Origin of the sequence: Streptomyces sp. AC555_RSS877 (assembly GCF_019049245.1) — a bacterium.
Taxonomy (GTDB): domain Bacteria; phylum Actinomycetota; class Actinomycetes; order Streptomycetales; family Streptomycetaceae; genus Streptomyces.
In genome coordinates, this window is record NZ_JAGMUK010000049.1 from 131,235 (window position 1) to 149,210 (window position 17,976).

General features: G+C 70.1%; 14 protein-coding genes and 3 pseudogenes. 10 read left to right on the forward strand and 7 right to left on the reverse strand.

The window, feature by feature from the left end; genetic code table 11:
• Nucleotides 1-16 precede the first annotated feature (16 nt).
• From KUM49_RS21470 to KUM49_RS50280, 4 genes and pseudogenes are all read right to left on the reverse strand, one after another.
• The gene (locus KUM49_RS21470; RefSeq protein WP_217238506.1) at nt 17-721 is read right to left on the reverse strand and encodes a DNA alkylation repair protein; all 705 of its coding nucleotides are present in this window, start codon (nt 719-721) and stop codon (nt 17-19) included.
• A gap of 108 nt (nt 722-829) precedes the next feature.
• A complete protein-coding gene (locus tag KUM49_RS50270) occupies nt 830-1,126 on the reverse strand; it encodes an Lrp/AsnC ligand binding domain-containing protein (RefSeq protein WP_308406695.1) in 297 nt (98 codons plus the stop codon).
• A gap of 57 nt (nt 1,127-1,183) precedes the next feature.
• A pseudogene (locus tag KUM49_RS50275) lies at nt 1,184-1,750 on the reverse strand (hypothetical protein); the annotation flags it as partial.
• Nucleotides 1,741-1,875: pseudogene (locus KUM49_RS50280) on the reverse strand (AsnC family protein); the annotation flags it as partial. The pseudogenes KUM49_RS50280 and KUM49_RS50275, both read right to left, overlap by 10 nt.
• Between KUM49_RS50280 and KUM49_RS50285 the strand changes: the two are divergent.
• The 5 genes and pseudogenes from KUM49_RS50285 to KUM49_RS21495 all read left to right on the forward strand — a co-directional run.
• A pseudogene (locus tag KUM49_RS50285) lies at nt 1,864-2,181 on the forward strand (NAD(P)-dependent oxidoreductase); the annotation flags it as partial. The pseudogenes KUM49_RS50280 and KUM49_RS50285 sit on opposite strands and share 12 nt — an antisense overlap.
• A gap of 76 nt (nt 2,182-2,257) precedes the next feature.
• Complete coding sequence (locus tag KUM49_RS50290; RefSeq protein ID WP_308406690.1) at nt 2,258-2,572, forward strand: NAD(P)-dependent oxidoreductase; 315 nt, start codon at nt 2,258-2,260, stop codon at nt 2,570-2,572.
• 108 nt (nt 2,573-2,680) lie between these two features.
• Nucleotides 2,681-3,985: an ATP-grasp domain-containing protein gene (locus KUM49_RS21485; protein WP_217238507.1), complete on the forward strand. Its 1,305-nt coding sequence runs from the start codon at nt 2,681-2,683 to the stop codon at nt 3,983-3,985.
• Nucleotides 3,986-4,001: 16 nt separating this feature from the next.
• A complete protein-coding gene (locus tag KUM49_RS21490) occupies nt 4,002-6,041 on the forward strand; it encodes a CocE/NonD family hydrolase (protein WP_217238508.1) in 2,040 nt (679 codons plus the stop codon).
• Nucleotides 6,042-6,160: 119 nt separating this feature from the next.
• Nucleotides 6,161-6,700 (forward strand): hypothetical protein, encoded by a 540-nt coding sequence (locus tag KUM49_RS21495; protein ID WP_217238509.1) that lies wholly within the window; start codon nt 6,161-6,163, stop codon nt 6,698-6,700.
• 17 nt (nt 6,701-6,717) lie between these two features.
• On the opposite strand, the gene KUM49_RS21500 is transcribed toward KUM49_RS21495, so the two are convergent.
• The gene (locus tag KUM49_RS21500; protein ID WP_217238510.1) at nt 6,718-7,305 is read right to left on the reverse strand and encodes a carboxymuconolactone decarboxylase family protein; all 588 of its coding nucleotides are present in this window, start codon (nt 7,303-7,305) and stop codon (nt 6,718-6,720) included.
• A gap of 435 nt (nt 7,306-7,740) precedes the next feature.
• Between KUM49_RS21500 and KUM49_RS21505 the strand changes: the two genes are divergently transcribed.
• The 3 genes from KUM49_RS21505 to KUM49_RS21515 all read left to right on the forward strand — a co-directional run bounded on the left by KUM49_RS21505 (nt 7,741) and on the right by KUM49_RS21515 (nt 11,795).
• Nucleotides 7,741-8,961, forward strand: coding sequence for a hypothetical protein (locus KUM49_RS21505; protein ID WP_217238511.1), 1,221 nt, complete (start codon nt 7,741-7,743; stop codon nt 8,959-8,961).
• Nucleotides 8,962-9,575: 614 nt separating this feature from the next.
• A complete protein-coding gene (locus KUM49_RS21510; protein ID WP_217238512.1) occupies nt 9,576-10,859 on the forward strand; it encodes a hypothetical protein in 1,284 nt (427 codons plus the stop codon).
• 213 nt (nt 10,860-11,072) lie between these two features.
• Nucleotides 11,073-11,795 (forward strand): VOC family protein, encoded by a 723-nt coding sequence (locus KUM49_RS21515; protein ID WP_217238513.1) that lies wholly within the window; start codon nt 11,073-11,075, stop codon nt 11,793-11,795.
• Nucleotides 11,796-11,917: 122 nt separating this feature from the next.
• Here the strand turns inward: KUM49_RS21515 and KUM49_RS21520 are convergent, their stop codons facing one another.
• Nucleotides 11,918-13,000, reverse strand: a complete 1,083-nt coding sequence (locus KUM49_RS21520) for a substrate-binding domain-containing protein (RefSeq protein WP_308406691.1) — start codon at nt 12,998-13,000, stop codon at nt 11,918-11,920.
• Entirely contained in the window at nt 12,997-15,456 is a 2,460-nt protein-coding gene (locus KUM49_RS21525; protein WP_374200188.1) for a SpoIIE family protein phosphatase, read from the reverse strand. The genes KUM49_RS21520 and KUM49_RS21525 overlap by 4 nt, the downstream gene beginning before the upstream one ends.
• Nucleotides 15,457-16,064: 608 nt before the next feature.
• On the opposite strand from KUM49_RS21525, the gene KUM49_RS21530 reads away from it, so the two are divergent.
• Nucleotides 16,065-17,153 (forward strand): substrate-binding domain-containing protein, encoded by a 1,089-nt coding sequence (locus KUM49_RS21530; protein ID WP_217238516.1) that lies wholly within the window; start codon nt 16,065-16,067, stop codon nt 17,151-17,153.
• Nucleotides 17,154-17,190: 37 nt separating this feature from the next.
• Nucleotides 17,191-17,973 (forward strand): ATP-binding cassette domain-containing protein, encoded by a 783-nt coding sequence (locus KUM49_RS21535; RefSeq protein WP_217238517.1) that lies wholly within the window; start codon nt 17,191-17,193, stop codon nt 17,971-17,973.
• Nucleotides 17,974-17,976 lie beyond the last annotated feature (3 nt).

The following is a 17,976-nucleotide window of genomic DNA, read 5'->3' on the forward strand; positions in this document are numbered from 1 at the left end:
GGCATCCTGGCCTGCCCTAACGCGTCCTCACGAACCGGGCCCGCCGGCCCGGCGCCAGGCGCTCGGTCGCGTACCGCACAGTGATCCGCGGCAGCTCGGCGAGATGCCGGTCGAGGAAATCCACCAACAACTGCTCGTCCCGGCGGCCGATCTCCCTCAGCATCCACCCCAACGCCTTGTGGATCAGCGGCTCCGGATCGCGGCGCAGCCCGAGCACGAGCCGGAGGGTCGGCTCGAAGCGACCGGCCCGGATCAGGGCCAACGTGGCCAGCACGGCGATCCTGCGGTCCCACAACCGCGTCGACCCGGCCAGCTCGTCGAGCACGTCCGACGCGTCGAGCGGTCCGTCCAGCAGCCACGGCCCCAGTACGACATGCGCGGAACCGTCCACCAGATCCCAGTTGTCCACGCAGTCGGTGCGCGCCAGATAGAAATCGGCCAGTGCCTTCCGGTCGGCGCCCCGCGCACTGCGTACCTGCTCGGCCAGGACCAGCAGACCGGTGAACCGCTCCTCATGCACCCGGCTGTGCAGCAGAACGTCCACGTCCCCCAGCGACAACTCCCGGTAGTGCCGGGCCAGTCCGCGCATCACCGGGACGCGTACGCCGATCAGCTCGTCGTCGTCCGCGGGGCTGAGCACCCGCACCAACTGCGCCCGGACACGGGGCTCCGCATGATCCCTCAGCTCGGACCGCAAGGTGCTCAGGGCGCCAGTCGTCATGCTGACGAACGCTAGCGCCCGAAGCGTGCGATCTGTACCGAGTTCGGCGAGCTGACAATCAAGTCCTGTGTCGAGTCAGTTCCCCTCGGATGTCGCATCCGACGCCGCTCAGTCCCCCGACCGGCGCGCGAGCATGCCGCCGCGTTTCAGCGAGCTGAGGACGAGCGAGGTGTCCACGGACGCCACGTCCCGCAGCCAGGGGGCCCGGGTGACGAAGTCGTACAGCGCCGACTCGCTGGGCAGCGCCGCCAGCACCAGGACCTGGTGCTCCCCGGTGACGAAACTGGCGTACCGGACGTGGACGTTGTCCGCCAGCGCCGCGGCCACCGCCTCGGCCCGGGCCGGACCGACGCGTACCCGCAGCATCGCCTCCACCGGCAGTCCCAGCAGTGCCGGCTCGATCACCGCGCGGATGCGTACCCTGCCCTCCCGCCGCAGCGCGCCGAGGCGCCGCCGTGCGGTGGCTTCCGACACCCCCGTGACGCGGCCGAGTTCCTCATAGGTGCACCGCCCGTCTCGGCGAGCGCGTTCAGGAGCAGCCGGTCCGACCGGGAGAGTTCGTGTGTCGTGTCGGCGGGCGGCATCACGTCTGCGTCGGCCGAGGACGGTGCGGGCGCCTCGGAGGGGTCCTCGAGCGTGGCGATCTCGTCGTCGGTGAGCAGACCGGAGTGCCACTCGCGGATCGTACGGATGTGGCGCAGCACCGGCAGCGTGAACGTCTCCAACATGCCGGGCAGGCCCGGCAGTTCGTCCATCACCAGGCTTGCCAGTCGGTCCTGGGGACAGAGCAGCTCCGCGACACAGTCCGGGGAGCCGGTCAGCACATGGGTGAAGACGCAGTCGGACCGGCGGGCCAGCGCGCTCGCGACCATCCGCGCCTGTCCCGGGGCGCAGCGCACACCGACCACCGTGCTGCGGCCGTGCAGTGCCATGGCGCCGATCCGCACCAGCCCGGAGTCCAGCAGCCGGGTCCCCCGGCGGACGACGGTGCGCTCGGCCTCGCCCAGCGCTGCCGCGATGCGGTGCCACGAGGCCCTGCCGTCGATCTGCAGGGCGCTGATGATGCGACGATCCAGCGAATCCGCCACGGGACCGGTCCTTACGACGGTGTGGACGTCGACGCCGCCGCCGCGCGCGGTGTGGTGGTCACCCACACCCCCGACGTACTCGCCGAGACCACCGCCGACGTGGCGATGGCGCTGATCCTGATGGCGCGGCGGCGCCTGGGCGCCGGCATGGACGCGATGCGGCGCGGCGAGTGGGGGGCCTTCAGGATGGACGCCTTCCTGGGGCTGGACGTCCAGGGCGCGACGCTCGGGCTGATCGGCTACGGACAGATCGCCAAGGCTCTCGCGCACCGGGCGGCCGGCTTCGGGATGCGGGTCCAGCACCACCATCCGCGCCGCAAGGAGGACGACGGGCTGTCCCGCTGGGTCACGTTCGAGGAACTGCTGCGGACCAGCGACGTGGTGTCCGTGCACACTCCGCTGACGCCCGAGACCACCGGCATGATCGGCGCACCGGAACCTCGCCCTGATGAAACCGACGGCGACGCTCGTCAACACCGGACGGGGCGGAGTCGTCGACGAGGCGGCCCTGCTCACCGCTCTGCACGACGGGAGCCTGCACTCGGCGGGGCTGGACGTGATGACGAACGAGCCGCGAACGGATCCGTCCGATCCGTTGTTCGCCGAACCGCACCTGGTGGTGCTGCCGCACGTGGGGTCGGCAACGGAGGCGACACGCGCGGCGATGGTGGAGCTGGCGGCACGCAACATCGAGGCCGTCCTGGACGGGGAAAGGGCGCCGACCCCCGTGCCGGGGACTCCTGGACGCACCGATCTCCCGTAGGTGTCCCGCCTGCCGGTCACGAGGGCGTCCGCGGTCGGAGGGTTGGCCGTGCACCTCGCGGGTACTCCGACGATCTTCCGTTGAGCCGCGAGAAGCAGGAAGGTGCCGGTGCCTGACAAGAACGTGAACGATGCGAAGAACATCTTTGTGATCGGCCTCGACGAGGCCAACCTGCCGACACTCCAGGCGGTGCCGGGTGCGAAGTCACTGCGTTTCCACCCTCTGCTGTCGACGGAGGAGCTGCAGGGCGGCGAGGTGTCGGTGCCGGAACTGATCGACAAGGCGCAGGAGGTGCTGGACGCCTTCGACGGAGGCATCGACGCGATCGTCGGCTACTGGGACTTCCCGGTCAGCACGCTCGTCCCGATCCTCAGCGAGCGCTACGGCACCCGCAGCACCAGCCTGGAGTCGGTGGTCAAGTGCGAGCACAAGTACTGGAGTCGGCTCGAGCAGCAGAAGGCCACCGACCGGATTCCGCGGTTCGGCAAGGTCGATCTTGAGTCCGACGACCCGTGCCCTCCCGAGGGCGTGCGGTTTCCCATGTGGCTCAAGCCCGCCCTCTCGTACTCCTCCGAACTCGCCTTCGGTGTCAAGGACATGGACGAGTTCCGTGCCGCCGTCGCCGAGATCCGTGAGGGGATCGCCCGGGTCGGCCGGCCCTTCGAGTACATCCTCGACCGAATCGAGCTGCCGCCCGAGATGGACGGCGTCGGCGGCCAGGTCTGCCTCGCCGAGGAAGCGATGTCAGGTATCCAGGTCGCCGTCGAGGGCTACGTCCATCAGGGCGAAGTGACCGTCTACGGCACCTTGGACTCCATCAACTACCCCGACACCTCCTGCTTCCTGCGCCACCAGTACCCCTCGACGCTGCCGCCGCAGGTGATCGACCAGCTCCACGACGTCACCGGGCGGGTGATGCGCCGGATCGGCTTCGACTCGGCCACCTTCAGCGTGGAGTACTTCTACGACCCCAAGACCCAGCAGGTCAGTCTTCTGGAGATCAACCCCCGCCACTCCCAGTCCCACGCCGAACTGTTCCAGTACGTCGACGGCGTACCGAACCACCACTGCATGGTCAGCCTCGCCCTCGGCGACGACCCGCACATGCCGCACCGTGAGGGGCCGTACGCGACGGCCGCGAAGTGGTACTACCGCTGGTTCACCGACGGTGTGGTGGGCCACGTGCCCTCGCCCGAGGACATCGCCCGTATCGAGCGTGAGACGGACGGCGTACGCGTGGACGTCACGCCCCAGGAGGGGCAGCCGCTGTCGGGTCTGTCCCAACAGGACAGCTACAGCTTTGAGTTGGCCCACGTCTTCACCGGCGGCAACAGCGAGGAGGAGCTGCGGGAGAGGTACGACCACTGCGTGGCCTCACTGGGATTCACCTTCGACGAGAGCCCGCAAGAGTAAGGAGCGCGTCGGCCTTATGCGTTACGTGACCAACCTGCCGTACGCCACGAAGGAAGAGGAGCACGTCAGCATCCCCATGCCCGACGGCGTACAGCTGTCGGCACGCGTCTGGCGTCCCACGTCCTCGGACAACGAGCCCGTGCCCGCGGTGCTGGAGTACATCCCCTACCGCAAACGCGACCTCACCTCCGTACGGGACTCCATCCACCACCCGTACATCGCCGGGCACGGCTACGCCTGCGTCCGCGTCGACGTACGTGGCACCGGCGACTCGGACGGGGTGCTGAAGGACGAGTACCTGGAACAGGAACAGGCCGACGCGGAAGCCGTCCTCGCCTGGCTGGCCGAGCAGCCCTGGTGCGACGGCACCACCGGCATGATGGGCATCTCCTGGGGTGCCTTCGCCGCCCTCCAGGTGGCCGCCCGGCGGCCGCCGAGCCTGCGCGCCATCGTCATCGCGTCCTTCACCGACGACCGGCACGCCGACGACATGCACTACATGGGCGGGGCGATGCTCTCGGACAACCTCGCCGAGGCGGGCACCATGTTCGCCTACGCCACCTGCCCGCCCGACCCCGCCGTGGTCGGCGACCGGTGGCGCGACATGTGGCACGAGCGCCTGGACAACACCGGCCCTTGGGTCCTTCCCTGGTTGCGGCACCAGCGCCGCGACGACTACTGGCGTCACGCCTCCGTCTCCGAGAACTACCAGGACGTCCAGTGTCCCGTCCTCGCCTCCAGTGGCTGGGCGGACGGCTACTCCAACGCCGTGACCCGTCTGCTCGGCAACCTGGACGTGCCGCGCAAGGGACTGATCGGCCCCTGGTCGCACAAGTTCCCGCACCTCGGAGAACCCGGGCCGGCCATCGGCTACCTGCAGGAAGTGGTGCGGTGGTGGGACCACTGGCTCAAGGGCGTCGACAACGGCGTCATGGACGGCCCCATGCTGCAGACATGGATGCAGGACAGCGTGCCCCCGTCCACCTCGTACGAGGAGCGGCCGGGCCGTTGGGTCGCTGAACCCACGTGGCCGTCTCCGCAGATCCGCCCGGTCACCTGTCCGCTGACCCGGCACCGGATCGGCTCTCCGGGCGAGGACGGGGCGGCCGGCGAAGGGGACGGCGCCGCGATGACGGTGCGCTCGCCCCTGTCCGTCGGCCAGTTCGCGGGCAAGTGGGCCTCGTACAACGCACCCCCGGACCTGCCCTACGACCAGCGTGAGGAGGACGGCGGCTCCCTGGTCTTCGAGACCGAGCCGCTGACCGAACGGCTGGAGATCCTGGGCTCGCCGTCCGTGGAACTCGACATCTCGGCCGACGAGCCGGTCGCGATGGTGGCCGCGCGCCTGTCCGATGTGAGCCCCGACGGTGCCGCCACCCGTGTCACGTACGGCCTGCTCAATCTGACCCGGCGGGACAGCGCCGAGGACCCCGAGCCGCTGGAGCCGGGTCGGCGCTACCGCGCGACCGTCCATCTCAACGGAGTGGCGCAGGCGTTCCCGCCCGGACACCGCATCCGCCTCTCCCTGTCCACGTCGTACTGGCCGCTCGCCTGGCCGCCGCCCAAGCCGGCCCTGCTCAGCGTCCACGAGGGCTCCAGCACCCTCACGCTCCCCGTCCGTCCGACGGACGAACCCGGCGAGGTGCCCTCGAAGCCGTTCGACGAGCCCGAAGGAACGCCGCCACTGGCCGTGTCCCGGCTGACGCCCCCGGAGCAGCGGTGGGACGTGAAGCGGGACCTGATCGGCTACCACTCCGAACTGGAGATCGTGAAGGACCAGGGACTGATCCGCTTCGACGAGATCGGACTCGATGCCGGCCGTCGCGCCTACGAGCGCTATGGGACCGTCGCCGACGACTTCACGTCGGTCCGCGGCGAGTCCACCTGGACCATGCGGTTCCGACGCGAGGACTGGGACGTTCGGGTGGTGACGCACACGCGGCTCAGCTGCGACGAGCAGGACTTCTTCGTGGACGCCACCCTGGACGGCTACGAGGGTGACCGCCGGGTGTTCTCCCGCACCTGGAACGAGACGGTGCCGCGCGACCTGCTCTAGGCGGCGGTTGCCCTGGGGAGGGTTCACGCGGCAGTCGGCCGTGGTGCCGATAGGCCGGTCCTGACGGGGTATCCGGGAATCGGCAGCGGTGTCACGTCGATTCCGAGGAGGTACGTGCCATGCGCGCCTTCAAGCGCTGGCTCGACCGCAGTCTGATCGCGCAGGCGGTCCTGGTCTTCCCGTTGGCGGTGGGGATCGCCGCCCTGTTCCGCCGGGACGAACATCCGGTCCTGTGGGTGGTTCATGGTGCGAGCTACGCAGCCGTCACCATCGCGTTCCTGGCCGTGCAGCGGCGCAGGGTCGGCCGTGCGGTCGGCACCGACCCGGCTGGACTGGCCGCTCTCAACCGGAAGATCCGGCACCGTGAGGTGCCGAGCGATCCCGAGGAGCAGGCGACCATGCGGCGGCTGGTCGCCGAGCAGCTGGGGAAGATGGAGCGGGGAGGCCGGTGGCTGCCGTACTGGCTGGGCCTGATGGGCCTGATCGCGGTCGGCATGCTTGCTCTCGGGGTGGCCTCCGGCTCACTGACCTTTCCGTTGGTCTTCGCGGTCGCCATGTCGGGGTTCTGTTACGGGGTCATCCGGATGCGCCGCGTCGCCCTGGACCGTCATCGCTACATGCGCTCGGCTCTGCAGGGCCAGAGCGAACGGGTGTCGTGAGGTGCTGACGTAGGCCGTCAGCGCATGGGAGGCAGTCCGGGCTCCGGCTGTACCTGCAGGGAGTTCAGAGCGAACGCCAGCAGATGGTAGTGGCCCACGAGCATCGGCAGTTCGATCAGCTGGCGCTCCGTCAGGTGCTCGGACAGCCCCTCCCACGTCGGCCGGCTGATCCGTGCCCCGGAGCGCAGCTCGTCGGTCGCCCGCAGCAGGAGTGACTGCCGTTCCGTCCAACCCGGAGCCTCGGGACCTGCCGCCACCCGAGTCATGTCGTCCGGTGACAGCCCGGCCTTCGCGGCGATCCTCACGTGCTGGCCCCACTCGTAGGGCGAATCGCAGTTGCGCGCCACCCGGAGTATCACCAACTCGCGGTCGGCGAAAGGAAGTTCGCCTGCGAGCAGCAGTTGGCTGCTGAACGGAAGCCAGGCGGCGAACAGCTCCGGATGACGGGCGAGGGTGGCGAAGACATGCGCCTCGCCGAGCGAAGACACGCCGAGCCCCAGTGAGCCGATGTCGGCGGACAACGTCTCCCGTACGGACTCGTCCCACTCCTCGGCAGGCTGCGGAGGAATCCTGGGCGCGGCGGGCGGCAGCGGCGACTCTGACACACGGCCACGCTACGCCACACACGGACAGGAGGAAACGCCGACGACAAGCCACCTCACGAGCCCGCTGCCCCGCCCTCGGCCAGTGGGCCTCCCCCGATCGTCGCGCCGGCCACCGTCATCACCTCGGCGTCAGGATCCCGCAGGCCCGTGCGCACCGGGCCCACTGTCCGCCGAAGCAAATGACCCGCAGTCGCGGCCAGTTGGGCCCAACAGTGGCTGACGCGCAGCGGTGCCCGGCTCCGCTTCGAGGGCCGCGTTCGCCGGGCCGTCGCCCGGATCCGCCTGCAATCGGGCCGAGTCGTGCCCATGCATTGACCCCTGGCAGGCGGCGCGCTTTCATCGCGTGAGTCCTCGTGAGTCCTCTGCGCCGGGCCGAGGCACGGGGACATCAGAGGGACGGCTGCGGCCGTCCCCGGCCGAAGGGGGAACCACCTGATGAGACCTTCCTTACGCATCTCCATGACCGCCGCCCTGGCGGCCGCTCTCACCTGTCTCGCCTGGCCTGCGGGGGCGGCGAGCGAAGACCCGGTCCCACGTACCGAACGGATCAGTCTGGCCCCCGACGGCACCGGCGGCAACGGCCACTCGACGGAGCCGGTGGTCAGCGCGGACGGACGCGTGGTGGCCTTCCAGTCGTCGGCGACCAACCTGGTACCCGGCACCGACGTGAGGAACAGCGTCTACTACCGCACGGCCCCCGGCGCACCGCTGCAGCGTGTGGTGGTGCCGGGCGAGACGACGTCGACGCCCCAGCTGTCCGAGTCGGGGCGCTACCTGACCTTCAACTCGTACTCGACCACGACCGGAACGTCGTCCGTGCACGTGACGGACCTGCGCACCGGGCGCACCGAACGCCTGGCGCCCGCGGTGGACGAGGGCTACCACCTGTCGTACGGGATCGCCCCGATCAGTGCGAGTGGGCGGTACGTTGCCTTCGTCGCCCGGCCCACCGTCGCCGAGAGCGGCGCGTTCTGCCGGGTCATGCTCCTGGACCGCAGGACGCAGGACGTGCGGCGGGTCAGCCGGCCGGCGGACGGATCGAAGACCTCCCACCAGTGCCAGCAGATCTCGATGAGCGCCGACGGCCGCAAAATCGCCTATCTGGAGGGCCATTCCGGTCCGGCCGCCGGCGACCAGGGCGACATCCTGGTGTACGACCGGGTGACCGGGCAGACCGTGCAGGCCGACGCCACTCATGACGGTGCGCCGGCCGACATGTCGTCGATCGCCCCGGTGCTCAGTGCTGACGGCTCCAAGGTCGGCTTCAACTCGCAGGCCACCGGCCTGGTCCCGGAGGCCGATGCGAACAACGGCTGGAACGCCTTCGTCCGGGACCTGCGCACCGGCACCCTGCGGCGGTACGACGGCCACTCCCCCGCGGATCTCACCCTGGTGTCGGACCTGTCGGTGAACGGCTCGAAGCTGCTCCTGAACACGGCGGACGCGGACCGCAGGACACTGGGGTTGATCCTGCGCGATCTGCGCACCGGCCACGAGGAGTTGCTGTCCCCGGGAGAGGACGGCAAGCCCGTCACCGTGGGGCGAGCGGCCCTGAGCGCGGACGAGTCGACGGCCGTCTTCGACTCCTACTACCCCGGTCTGGTGGCCGATGACACGAACCTGACCGGGGATGTCTTCGTCCGCACCCTGCGCTGAACCGCCGGGCCTCAAGGGCGACGGCACCGGCCACGACGGCGACCCCGGCCGGTGACCGCCGGTCTGCGGTACCAGCCACGGGTACCGCAGACCGGTCACGTCGACTCCCCGTACCGCCCTAGGCCTGTCCGGCGGATCATGCCGCAGACGCGGGGCCTGGCACGCCGATCTGCGGCGTTGTCGTCGGTTGCCGACTCCCCCACTCTCGACCTCGCTCGAGCGGGGGGACCCCCATCGCGTCGACGCCCTCCTCCGCCTCGCAACTCGACGCACCAGGCCCCGCTCACCTGCGTCGACGAGGCGCCGCGCATTTCCTGCGACCTGATCCGCCGGACAGGCCCTAGTCGGGAACGCCCACGGCTTACACCCTGGCCGACGGGCTCAGTGCCTGGCCCGGACGCCGGTCGCTTCCCCTGCAGGGCGGTGCTCCACGCGAAGGGTGCCGCACCCGGTTGAGCGGGACTGTCACGTGAACGAAGGCCACCCCACAGAGCCCGACCCCAAGGAAGCGATGACACACCCATCATGACAGGTCGGAGGGTGTTTTGCGTAGGACGGACGGCACAGGCCACCAGGCTTGTTCGGCCCTCTCCGAGACGCCCAGAATCTCCGTCATGAATCACTCGGGGAAAGTCGATCAGGACGACATCATGCGGGCGCGCAATGTACTGCTCGCGTCGGGACGCCGCACTGCACGCGAGGAAGTCGACGCCTACCGGGTGCTTGCTCAGGTCAGCCCCGCCTCCTACCTGCCCCGCTTGGTCAAGGCCCTGCAGCACCTGAGTTACGACTCGAGCTCCGGCCGGCCGCATCCGGCTTCTCTCGCGTTGTGCGAGGAGGCGGTGGCCGCGGCGCGGGCCGTCGATCCGGCCGACCCCGCCCGCGCGGATCTCCTGTACGGCGCACTCGACACGTGCCAGAGAGAGCTGTTCACCGTGGGCCGACGCACCGAAGGGCTCGCCCTGCGCGCCGAGATGCTCGCCATCGGCCGTGCGCAGGCCGAACTGTCCCGTAACCCCGCGGTCAGGGGGCTGCGTGACTGGGCTGCCGGTCTCTCCGAGGAAGGCAGACATGCCGAGGCTGCCGACGCCCTGACCGAGTGGGTCGCGGCGGTCCTGCCCGGCGGGCCCGCCGGTGGAGGGCTCGCCTGGTCACTCCTGGAGTGGATCGGTGCTCTCGATGACGCCGGCCGGTCCGACGAGGCACTCGCCGCGTTCGAGAGCCTCGTCGGCATGATGGGGGCCGAGGCCGCGGACGACCGCGGCTGGATGACCTGTCACCTCTACTGCCTGATCGGGTACGCCCAGATGCTCGACACGTACGGCCGAGGCGAGAAGGCGGTCGCCGTACGGCAAGAGGCACTCGCCTTGCTGACGGAATTGGCCGCCACCGGGGAGCGCACGTCCTGGAGTGATTATGGGGCGTCCTATTGGGCGGTCCTGCTGTCCCTCTCCGGCGCCGACAGCGAGCGGTCGACGACCGGTGGTCCGCGTCCTCCCTCGGGGGCGACGCCCATGGAGTGGTCCCCTGATGTCAAGCGGCGCTACTTCGACAGCCGTGTCACTCTGCGGGAAGAGGTGGACACCCTTGCTCCGCGAGCCATCGAAGATCCGGACCAGCACCTGGCCGAACTGGTCCGGCTGCACCGGGTCCTCACCGTCCGCTCCGCTGTCTACTGGGAGCACCGCACCCATCTGTTCGCGGAGCGAGTGCGCTCCCTGTTCGATGACGGAGTGGGCCTGGCCCGCCGGCTGTCCCAGCACCGTCCGGCGGACGGAACCCCCACACTGGCCAAGGTCCTGATGGACCGCTCGACCTTCCACACCGCTGCCCGCGAGTTCGGGCCCGCCCTCGATGACTTCCGCGAAGCTTTGAGCTGCCTGGGGGAGGCCGACTGACGCGAAACCGGGCGACGTCCGCACCGCTACGCGTGCGCACGAGTCAGCTCGCGTCAGGTCGAACGCTCCGAACTCGATGGCGGGCGAACGGCTTTGGCTCCGCCGAATACTCGGATGCGGGTGACACCCGCTCACCCTTAGGCTGCCGCCCGAGGGGCTGACGAGGCGCCCTGTCGACAGCGGTCAGTCAGTGGATCGGAGATGCGCAGGGTAATGACTTGTCAACTGTTCGCGATCTGCTTCGATGCGAGCGAGCCGCTGGATCTCGCGCGGTTCTGGTCCGGGGTCCTGGGTCGGGAGACGGCCGACGATCCCCATGACGGCGCCATGATCCTGCCGGGTGATGACACCGAGTTCCGGATCCGGTTCCTTCCGACTCAGGAGCGGAAGGTCGGCCAGAACCGGATGCACTTCGATCTGACGAGCGCGTCCCTGGAGGACCAGCAGCAGACGGTGGCCAGGGCACTGGCACTCGGCGGACGGCACATCGACGTCGGCCAGCTCCCGGAGGAGGATCACGTGGTGCTCGCCGACCCCGACGGCAACGAGTTCTGTGTCGTCGGGCCGGGCAACAAGTTCCTCGCCGACTGCGGATTCGTCGGAGCGCTGGCCTGCGACGGTTCGCAGGAAGTCGGATACTTCTGGAGCGAGGCGCTGGGGTGGCCGTTGGTCTGGGACCAGGACCAGGAGACCGCGATCCAGTCGCCGCACGGCGGTCCGAAGATCACGTGGGGTGGTCCACCGGTGGCGCCCAAGACGGGCAGGAACCGGCTGCGGTTCGACCTCGCTCCCCCTGTCCACGGTGATCGGCAGGCAGAGGTCGACCGTCTTGTCTCCCTGGGGGCGACTCGCGTCGACACCGGCCAGGGCGAGGGCAGTTGGGTGGAGATGGTCGATCCCGACGGCAACGAGTTCCGTGTGTTGACGCCCCGGTAGCCGGCGCGGAGCCGTTCGTGGCAGCAGCGGGCGGCGGCGAGTCCGCCAGGTGACGGTCCGGAAGGTTCCTCGACCGGCACGGCCCGCGACCGCCCCGTCCGCCGGGCACCGGACAGACGCCCTCACCGGGTGAGTCCGGCCTCGTCGCAGGCGGGGCGGAGTTTCCGGGTACAGATCTGGTCGATGGTGTACACGCCGTCCTTGACGAGTGTCTGCTCGATGTTGTCGACCGTCACCGCGGTCGGAGTGAGCAGGACGGACGGGATGTCCCGGGTGGTGGGACTGTCGGTCGCCGTCCTGGCGACGTCGCGGGCGTCCTCGCCGCGTCCCAGGGCGACCGCCATGGCGGCGGCCGCGGAGGCTTCCGCTTTGAAGGGTTTGTACACCGTCATGTACTGCTCGCCCCTGATGATGCGCTGCACGGCCGCGAGTTCGGCGTCCTGGCCGGTGACCGGGGGAAGCTCGCGCACATGGGCGCCTTTGAGGGCGGAGATGACGCCCGCCGCCATGGCGTCGTTGGCGGCCAGGACCCCGCCGATCCCGTCCGGGCCCAGACCCGACACGGCGGCGGACATGTTGGCGTGGGCGTTCGCGGAGCTCCAGCCCAGGGTGTCGTACGACCTGGCGATCTTCGCGTTGCCCTTGAGGACGGACAGGGCGCCCTGACGATACGACGCGGCGTTGGGGCTGGTGGGATCGCCGTTCATCATGACGACGTTCTCGTCCTTCGCTCCGTCACCCATGGCCTCCAGAAGCGCCTCGCCCTGGAGCTTGCCGACCTGCACACCGTCGAAACTGACGTATCCGGAGATCGGCCCCTCGGCGAGCCGGTCGTAGGCGACGACGGGGATACCCGCCTGCCGCGCCTCCCGGATCGCGGAGCGCAGCGCCCTGGTGTCGGCGGCGTCGAGGATCAGGACCCGGACCCCCTTGGTGATCATGGAGGTCATCTGTTGCAGCTGTGTCGTCGCGTCGTTCTCGGCGTTGGCGTACTCCATCGTGCAGCGGGGGCAGAGCTTCTTCAGCTGCTGCTCGATGAAGGGCTTGTCGGAGTGCTCCCAGCGCGGGACCGTCCGGCTCGGCAGCAGCAGGCCGACAGTGAAGCCGTCCGCGCCCGCCTCGTCGTCGCCTCCGCAGGCGGCCAGAGGGATCGTCATGAGGCCGGCGACGAGCGCCGCGACGACATACCGGGTACGTGTCCTCACGGCGTGACTCCTCGTCCTGCCCGGGACTCCGGGTCCGCGGGAGCGGGCTCGCTGCTCTGCACGGTGATCTCGCTCCATACCTGCTTGCCGCCGGCGACGGGCATCGAGCCGAAGGAGTCCGACATCGCCTCGACCAGAAGCAGACCCCGGCCGCCGGTCGACTCCCAGTCCACGATCACCGGCTTGGCGGGTGCTCGCGGCGAGGAGTCGCTCACGCTGACGCGCACCCGGTCACCGCGCAGCGTCAGGTCCACGCGGACCGGGCCCTGGGTGTGCACCAGCGCGTTGGTGACCAGTTCGGACACGACGAGGAGCACCGCGTCGGCCGCTTCCTCGGTCTTCCAGCGGCGCAGGGTGCGGGCGGTGAAACGGCGGGCGTGCATGACGGCGTCGGGCAGCCGCCACACCACCCAGTCGGCCCGGATCGGCCGGGTCTTCAGGCCGTCGTAGCGCAGCAGCAACAGCGCCACGTCGTCCTCACGGCGGCCGGCGTCGCCGAGCAGTTCGTCGGCCATGCGCCCCGGGTCGGCCGGGTCGGCCGCGGCGAGTGCGGTGCGCGTGCGCCGCATACCCTCGTCCAGGGGCAGGTCGGATGCCTCGACCAGGCCGTCGGTGACCAGGGCGAGCACCGTGCCGGGCTCCAGCGCGACCGCGGTCATGGGGAACTCGGCCTCGGCGAGGATGCCGAGCGGGAGACCGCCCTCGACCTGCACCTCCTCGGTACGTCCGTCAGGGTGGCGTACCAGCGGTGAGAGGTGGCCGGCCCGGACGAACAGGGTGTTGCCCTCCTCCAGGTCCAGTTCGACGTAGCAACAGGTGGCGAACAGGTCGGTCTCCATACCGACCAGGAGGCGGTTGGCGTGGGAGACGACCACGTCGGGCGGATGGCCCTCCACCGCGTACGCCCGGACCGCGGTACGCATCTGGCCCATGATCGTGGCGGCTCCGGCGCTGTGTCCCTGCACGTCACCGATGACCAGCGCGACCCGCTCCTCGGACAGGGCGATGACGTCGTACCAGTCGCCGCCCACCTGCAACCCCCGCATGGCGGGCAGATAGCGTGCGACGGCCGTGCACCCGGGCAGTTCCGGAAGGCGTCGGGGCAGCAGACTGCGCTGGAGCATCGTCGCGAGTTCCTGCTCCGCGTCGTGCGCGTGCGCACGCTTGAGGGCTTGTCCGACCAGCGCGGCGGTGGCGGTCAGCAGGGTGCGTTCCTCGGGGACGAACTCGTGCGGCTGGTCCCAGCCGACCAGACACACGCCGGCGACCCGGCCCTTGGCGGGGAGCGGCAGCACGGCCAGACCTCCGCTGCCGATGCCGGCCAGTCCGGATTCGAGGGCCGATCCGGCGGGCCACAGGTCCATGCGTCCGTCCCGCAGGGCCAGCTGCAGGGTGGGCAGAGCGCTGACCGGCGCGTCGGGCCATTCCGAACGCCACTGGGAACGCCATATCTCCGGCCAGGAGGTGGGCTGCGGCGGATCCAGCACGGTGACCATGAGCCGGTCGTCCTGCAGTTCGGCGAGGGCGACCCGGTCGGCGCCCAGCGGCTCGCGCAGCGCGGTGACGGCGACGCGGCCGACGTCACGGACCGTCGCGGCGGCATCGAGCGCGGCGGTCAGCCACTGGATGCGGGAAACGTCATCGGCGCTCCGGCTCAGGACCGAGGTCGCCGTCACCACGCCCAGCACCTGCTCCGGCCGGACCTCGGTGCCCGTCGCCACCCGGCAGCTCAGACTCAGCCAGCGCATCTCGCCGGTGGGGCGCCGGACACGGAACTCCAACTCCCGCCGTCCGTACGCCTGGCCTCGCGGTTCCAGGACCGACATCAGCGCGTGCATGTCCTCGGGGAAGGCGTGCGCGAGCAGGGTGTCGGCCTTGCCGTCGAAGTCGTCCGGCGTGATGCCGACCAGTTCGAGCAGCGTCTCGTCCGCCTCGATCAGCCCGGTGTCCGGCACCAGGACGAAGGAGCCCACGCGCAGCCTCCGCAGCGCGGGATACAGTACCGCCGAGGGATCGGGCCGACCGGTCCCGGCCTGCAGCATGTCGGCGATCACCTCGGCATAGCGCTCCAGGAAGCGCCGTTGCTCGGCCGCGAAGCCGTCCACGGACCCGCCCATCACGACGAGGCAGCCCAGCCGACGGCCTGCCGGCGCGAGAGGCAGCGCGCCGAGAGCCATCTCCGCCCGCGGCGGCGTCGGCGCGTTCTCGAAGTAGGAGGTGAGCACGGCGGGAGTGAGCCACACAGGCCGGTCGGTGTGGAAGGCGTGGGCCGCGGGCGAGCCACCTGACAGTGGCAGGCGCTCCGGCACCCCCTCCGGCACTCCGTACCGGGGAGCGGCGCGTCCGGCTGTCTCGGACAACCGCAGCTCTTCGCTTCCGGCATCGGGCACGTAGACCGCTGCCAGCTCCACGCCGGCGAATGTCAGGGCCCGAGCGCTCACGGCCGCTTCCGGCATCGCAGGCTGAGGAGAACCCGTGCCTGCCGTGCCGGCCTCGGCTGCCCGCAGCTCGGTGACTCCGGCCCGGGTCCGGCCGTCATGCGGCATGTCCGCAACGTACCTCCCGCCCATGGCGCAGGTGCCGACGCGCTGGGAGACCCACGCACTCACCTACAGAGTCTCATATGCGAACGAAACGGACAGATCTCCTTCCGTGGTGACCGGCCGCGGACCGCCGGTCCGTTCGCAGATCACCGCCCCCGGTGCCAGACTGACGACGTGGTCGTCTTGCTCCTGCCACGCGGTGCGGTTCATCCCGGCTTTCGGCTTCGGCATCACGGCAGCCCGCCGACTGCCGATGCCGGGACCGTCGGGCGGAGGTTCCAGCGTGCCGGTGGGACCCGCCGCGCGCCGCTCAGGGTCCCGGCCTCGCGTGAGGGTTCCGGCCGCTTTTCGCCCGGCTCCCCTGCCGACGTGGCGAACCGACTCGATGCACCGAGTGCCGTCGTACCGCGTCACGCACGGCCGGTACGGTCCCGGCCTCGCGCGGGCCGACGGGGCGCAGCCGTTGGACCTCACGCCCGGCGGAGGCCGGTCACGGGCAGCCGAAGAAGGAGGCCCCCCGCATGAAGGCCTGCACACGGGAGGCGGCCCTCGCCATGACCGCCGTCTCCACCGCCGTCGCCCTCGCGGCCTGCGGATCCGACGCCGGGAACGACGGCGGCGGGGAGGACGCACCGAGGATCGGCCTGCTCCTGCCGGACGCCACGACGGCCCGTTGGGAGGGGCAGGACAGACCCCTGCTCGAAAGGAAGATCGCCGAGTTGTGCGCCGAATGCGCGGTCGAGCACACCAACGCCAAGGGCGATGTGGCCATCCAGCAGGAACAGATGGACTCGATGATCACCAAGGGTGTCGATGCCATCGTGCTCGTGGCCGTCGACGCCAGATCACTCGGCGCCACGGTCAGGAGGGCCGACGAGGCGGACATCCCGGTCATCGCCTACGACCGTCTCGCCGAGGGCCCGATCGCCGGCTATGTCTCCTTCGACGGCGAGGAAGTCGGCAAGCTCCAGGGCAGGTCGCTCCTCAAGGCCATGGGTGCCACGGTGAGGGGCGGCCAGATCGTCATGATGAACGGCGATCCCAGTGACCCCAACGCGGTGTCGTTCAAGAAGGGCGCGCTGTCCGTGCTCGAGGGGAGAGTGAGGATCGGCAAGGCGTACGACACGCTCCAGTGGCGGACCGAGACGGCGAACATGAACATGTCCGGTTCCATCTCCGCCCTCGGCGTCGGCAACATCAACGGGGTCTATGCCGCCAACGACGGGCTCGCCGCCGGCAGCATCGCCGCTCTCAAGGCGAACAAGGTCGATCCGCTGCCCCCCGTCACCGGGCAGGACGCCGAACTCGCGGCCGTCCGGCGCATCGTGGACGGCGATCAGTACATGACCGTCTACAAGCCCTTCGGCCCCGAGGCGTCCGCCGGAGCCGCGTTGGCCGTGGCCGCGGCCCGTGGTGAAAGCGTCGACCGGGTCGCCACGGACAAGGTGAGGACCAGGAACGGCGAGGAGGTTCCGGCCGTCATGCTCGCCCCCGTGGCCGTGACGGTCGGCAACATCAAGGACACCTTGGTGAAGGACGGCGTGTACACGGTCCAGGAGATCTGTACGCCCCGGCTGGGTGCCGCCTGCAATGAGGCCGGCCTGACCTGACAGGCCGGTTCCTCACCAGGCCCGGTCCGGGAAGGAGATGTTCTCCGTGCCGCATCCCCCCTTGCTGGCGCTGCACGGCGTGTGCAAGCGCTTCGGTGTCGTCGAGGTCCTCTCGGACATCGAGCTGGAGATCCGCGCCGGGGAGGTCGTGGCCCTGCTGGGCGACAACGGGGCCGGCAAGTCCACCCTGGTCAAAGCGATCTCCGGGGTGTCGCCCGCGGACCGGGGCGTCATCGAGTGGGAGGGCCGGACGGTCCACATCAAGCGCCCCCACGACGCCCGGGACCTCGGTATCGCCACCGTCTACCAGGACCTCGCACTGTGCGGAAACCTCGACGTCGTCGGCAATGTGTACCTCGGGCGGGAGATCCGCCGGTTCGGCTTCCTCGACGAAGTGGAGATGGAGCGCCGCACCCGACACCTGTTGGAGGGCCTGACCAGGGGCATCCCCGATCTGCGTGCCCCCGTGGTCTCGCTGTCCAGCGGTCAGCGGCAGACGGTCGCCATCGCCCGCTCGCTCCTGGGCGACCCGCGGCTGCTCCTCCTGGACGAACCGACCGCCGCGCTGGGATTCGACCAGACGACCGAGGTTCTGGATCTCGTCGACCAGTTCCGTGACCGCGGTCTGGGAGTGCTGCTCATCAGCCACAACATGGGGGACGTCAAAGCGCTCGCGGACCGGGCCGCCGTCCTGCGGCTCGGTCGCAACAACGGCTTCTTCAACGTGAACACCGCTTCTCAGGAACAGATCATCTCCTCCGTCACCGGCGCCACGGAGAACGTGCCCCGCCGGATGACCCACCGGGAGGCGGGATGGTGAAAG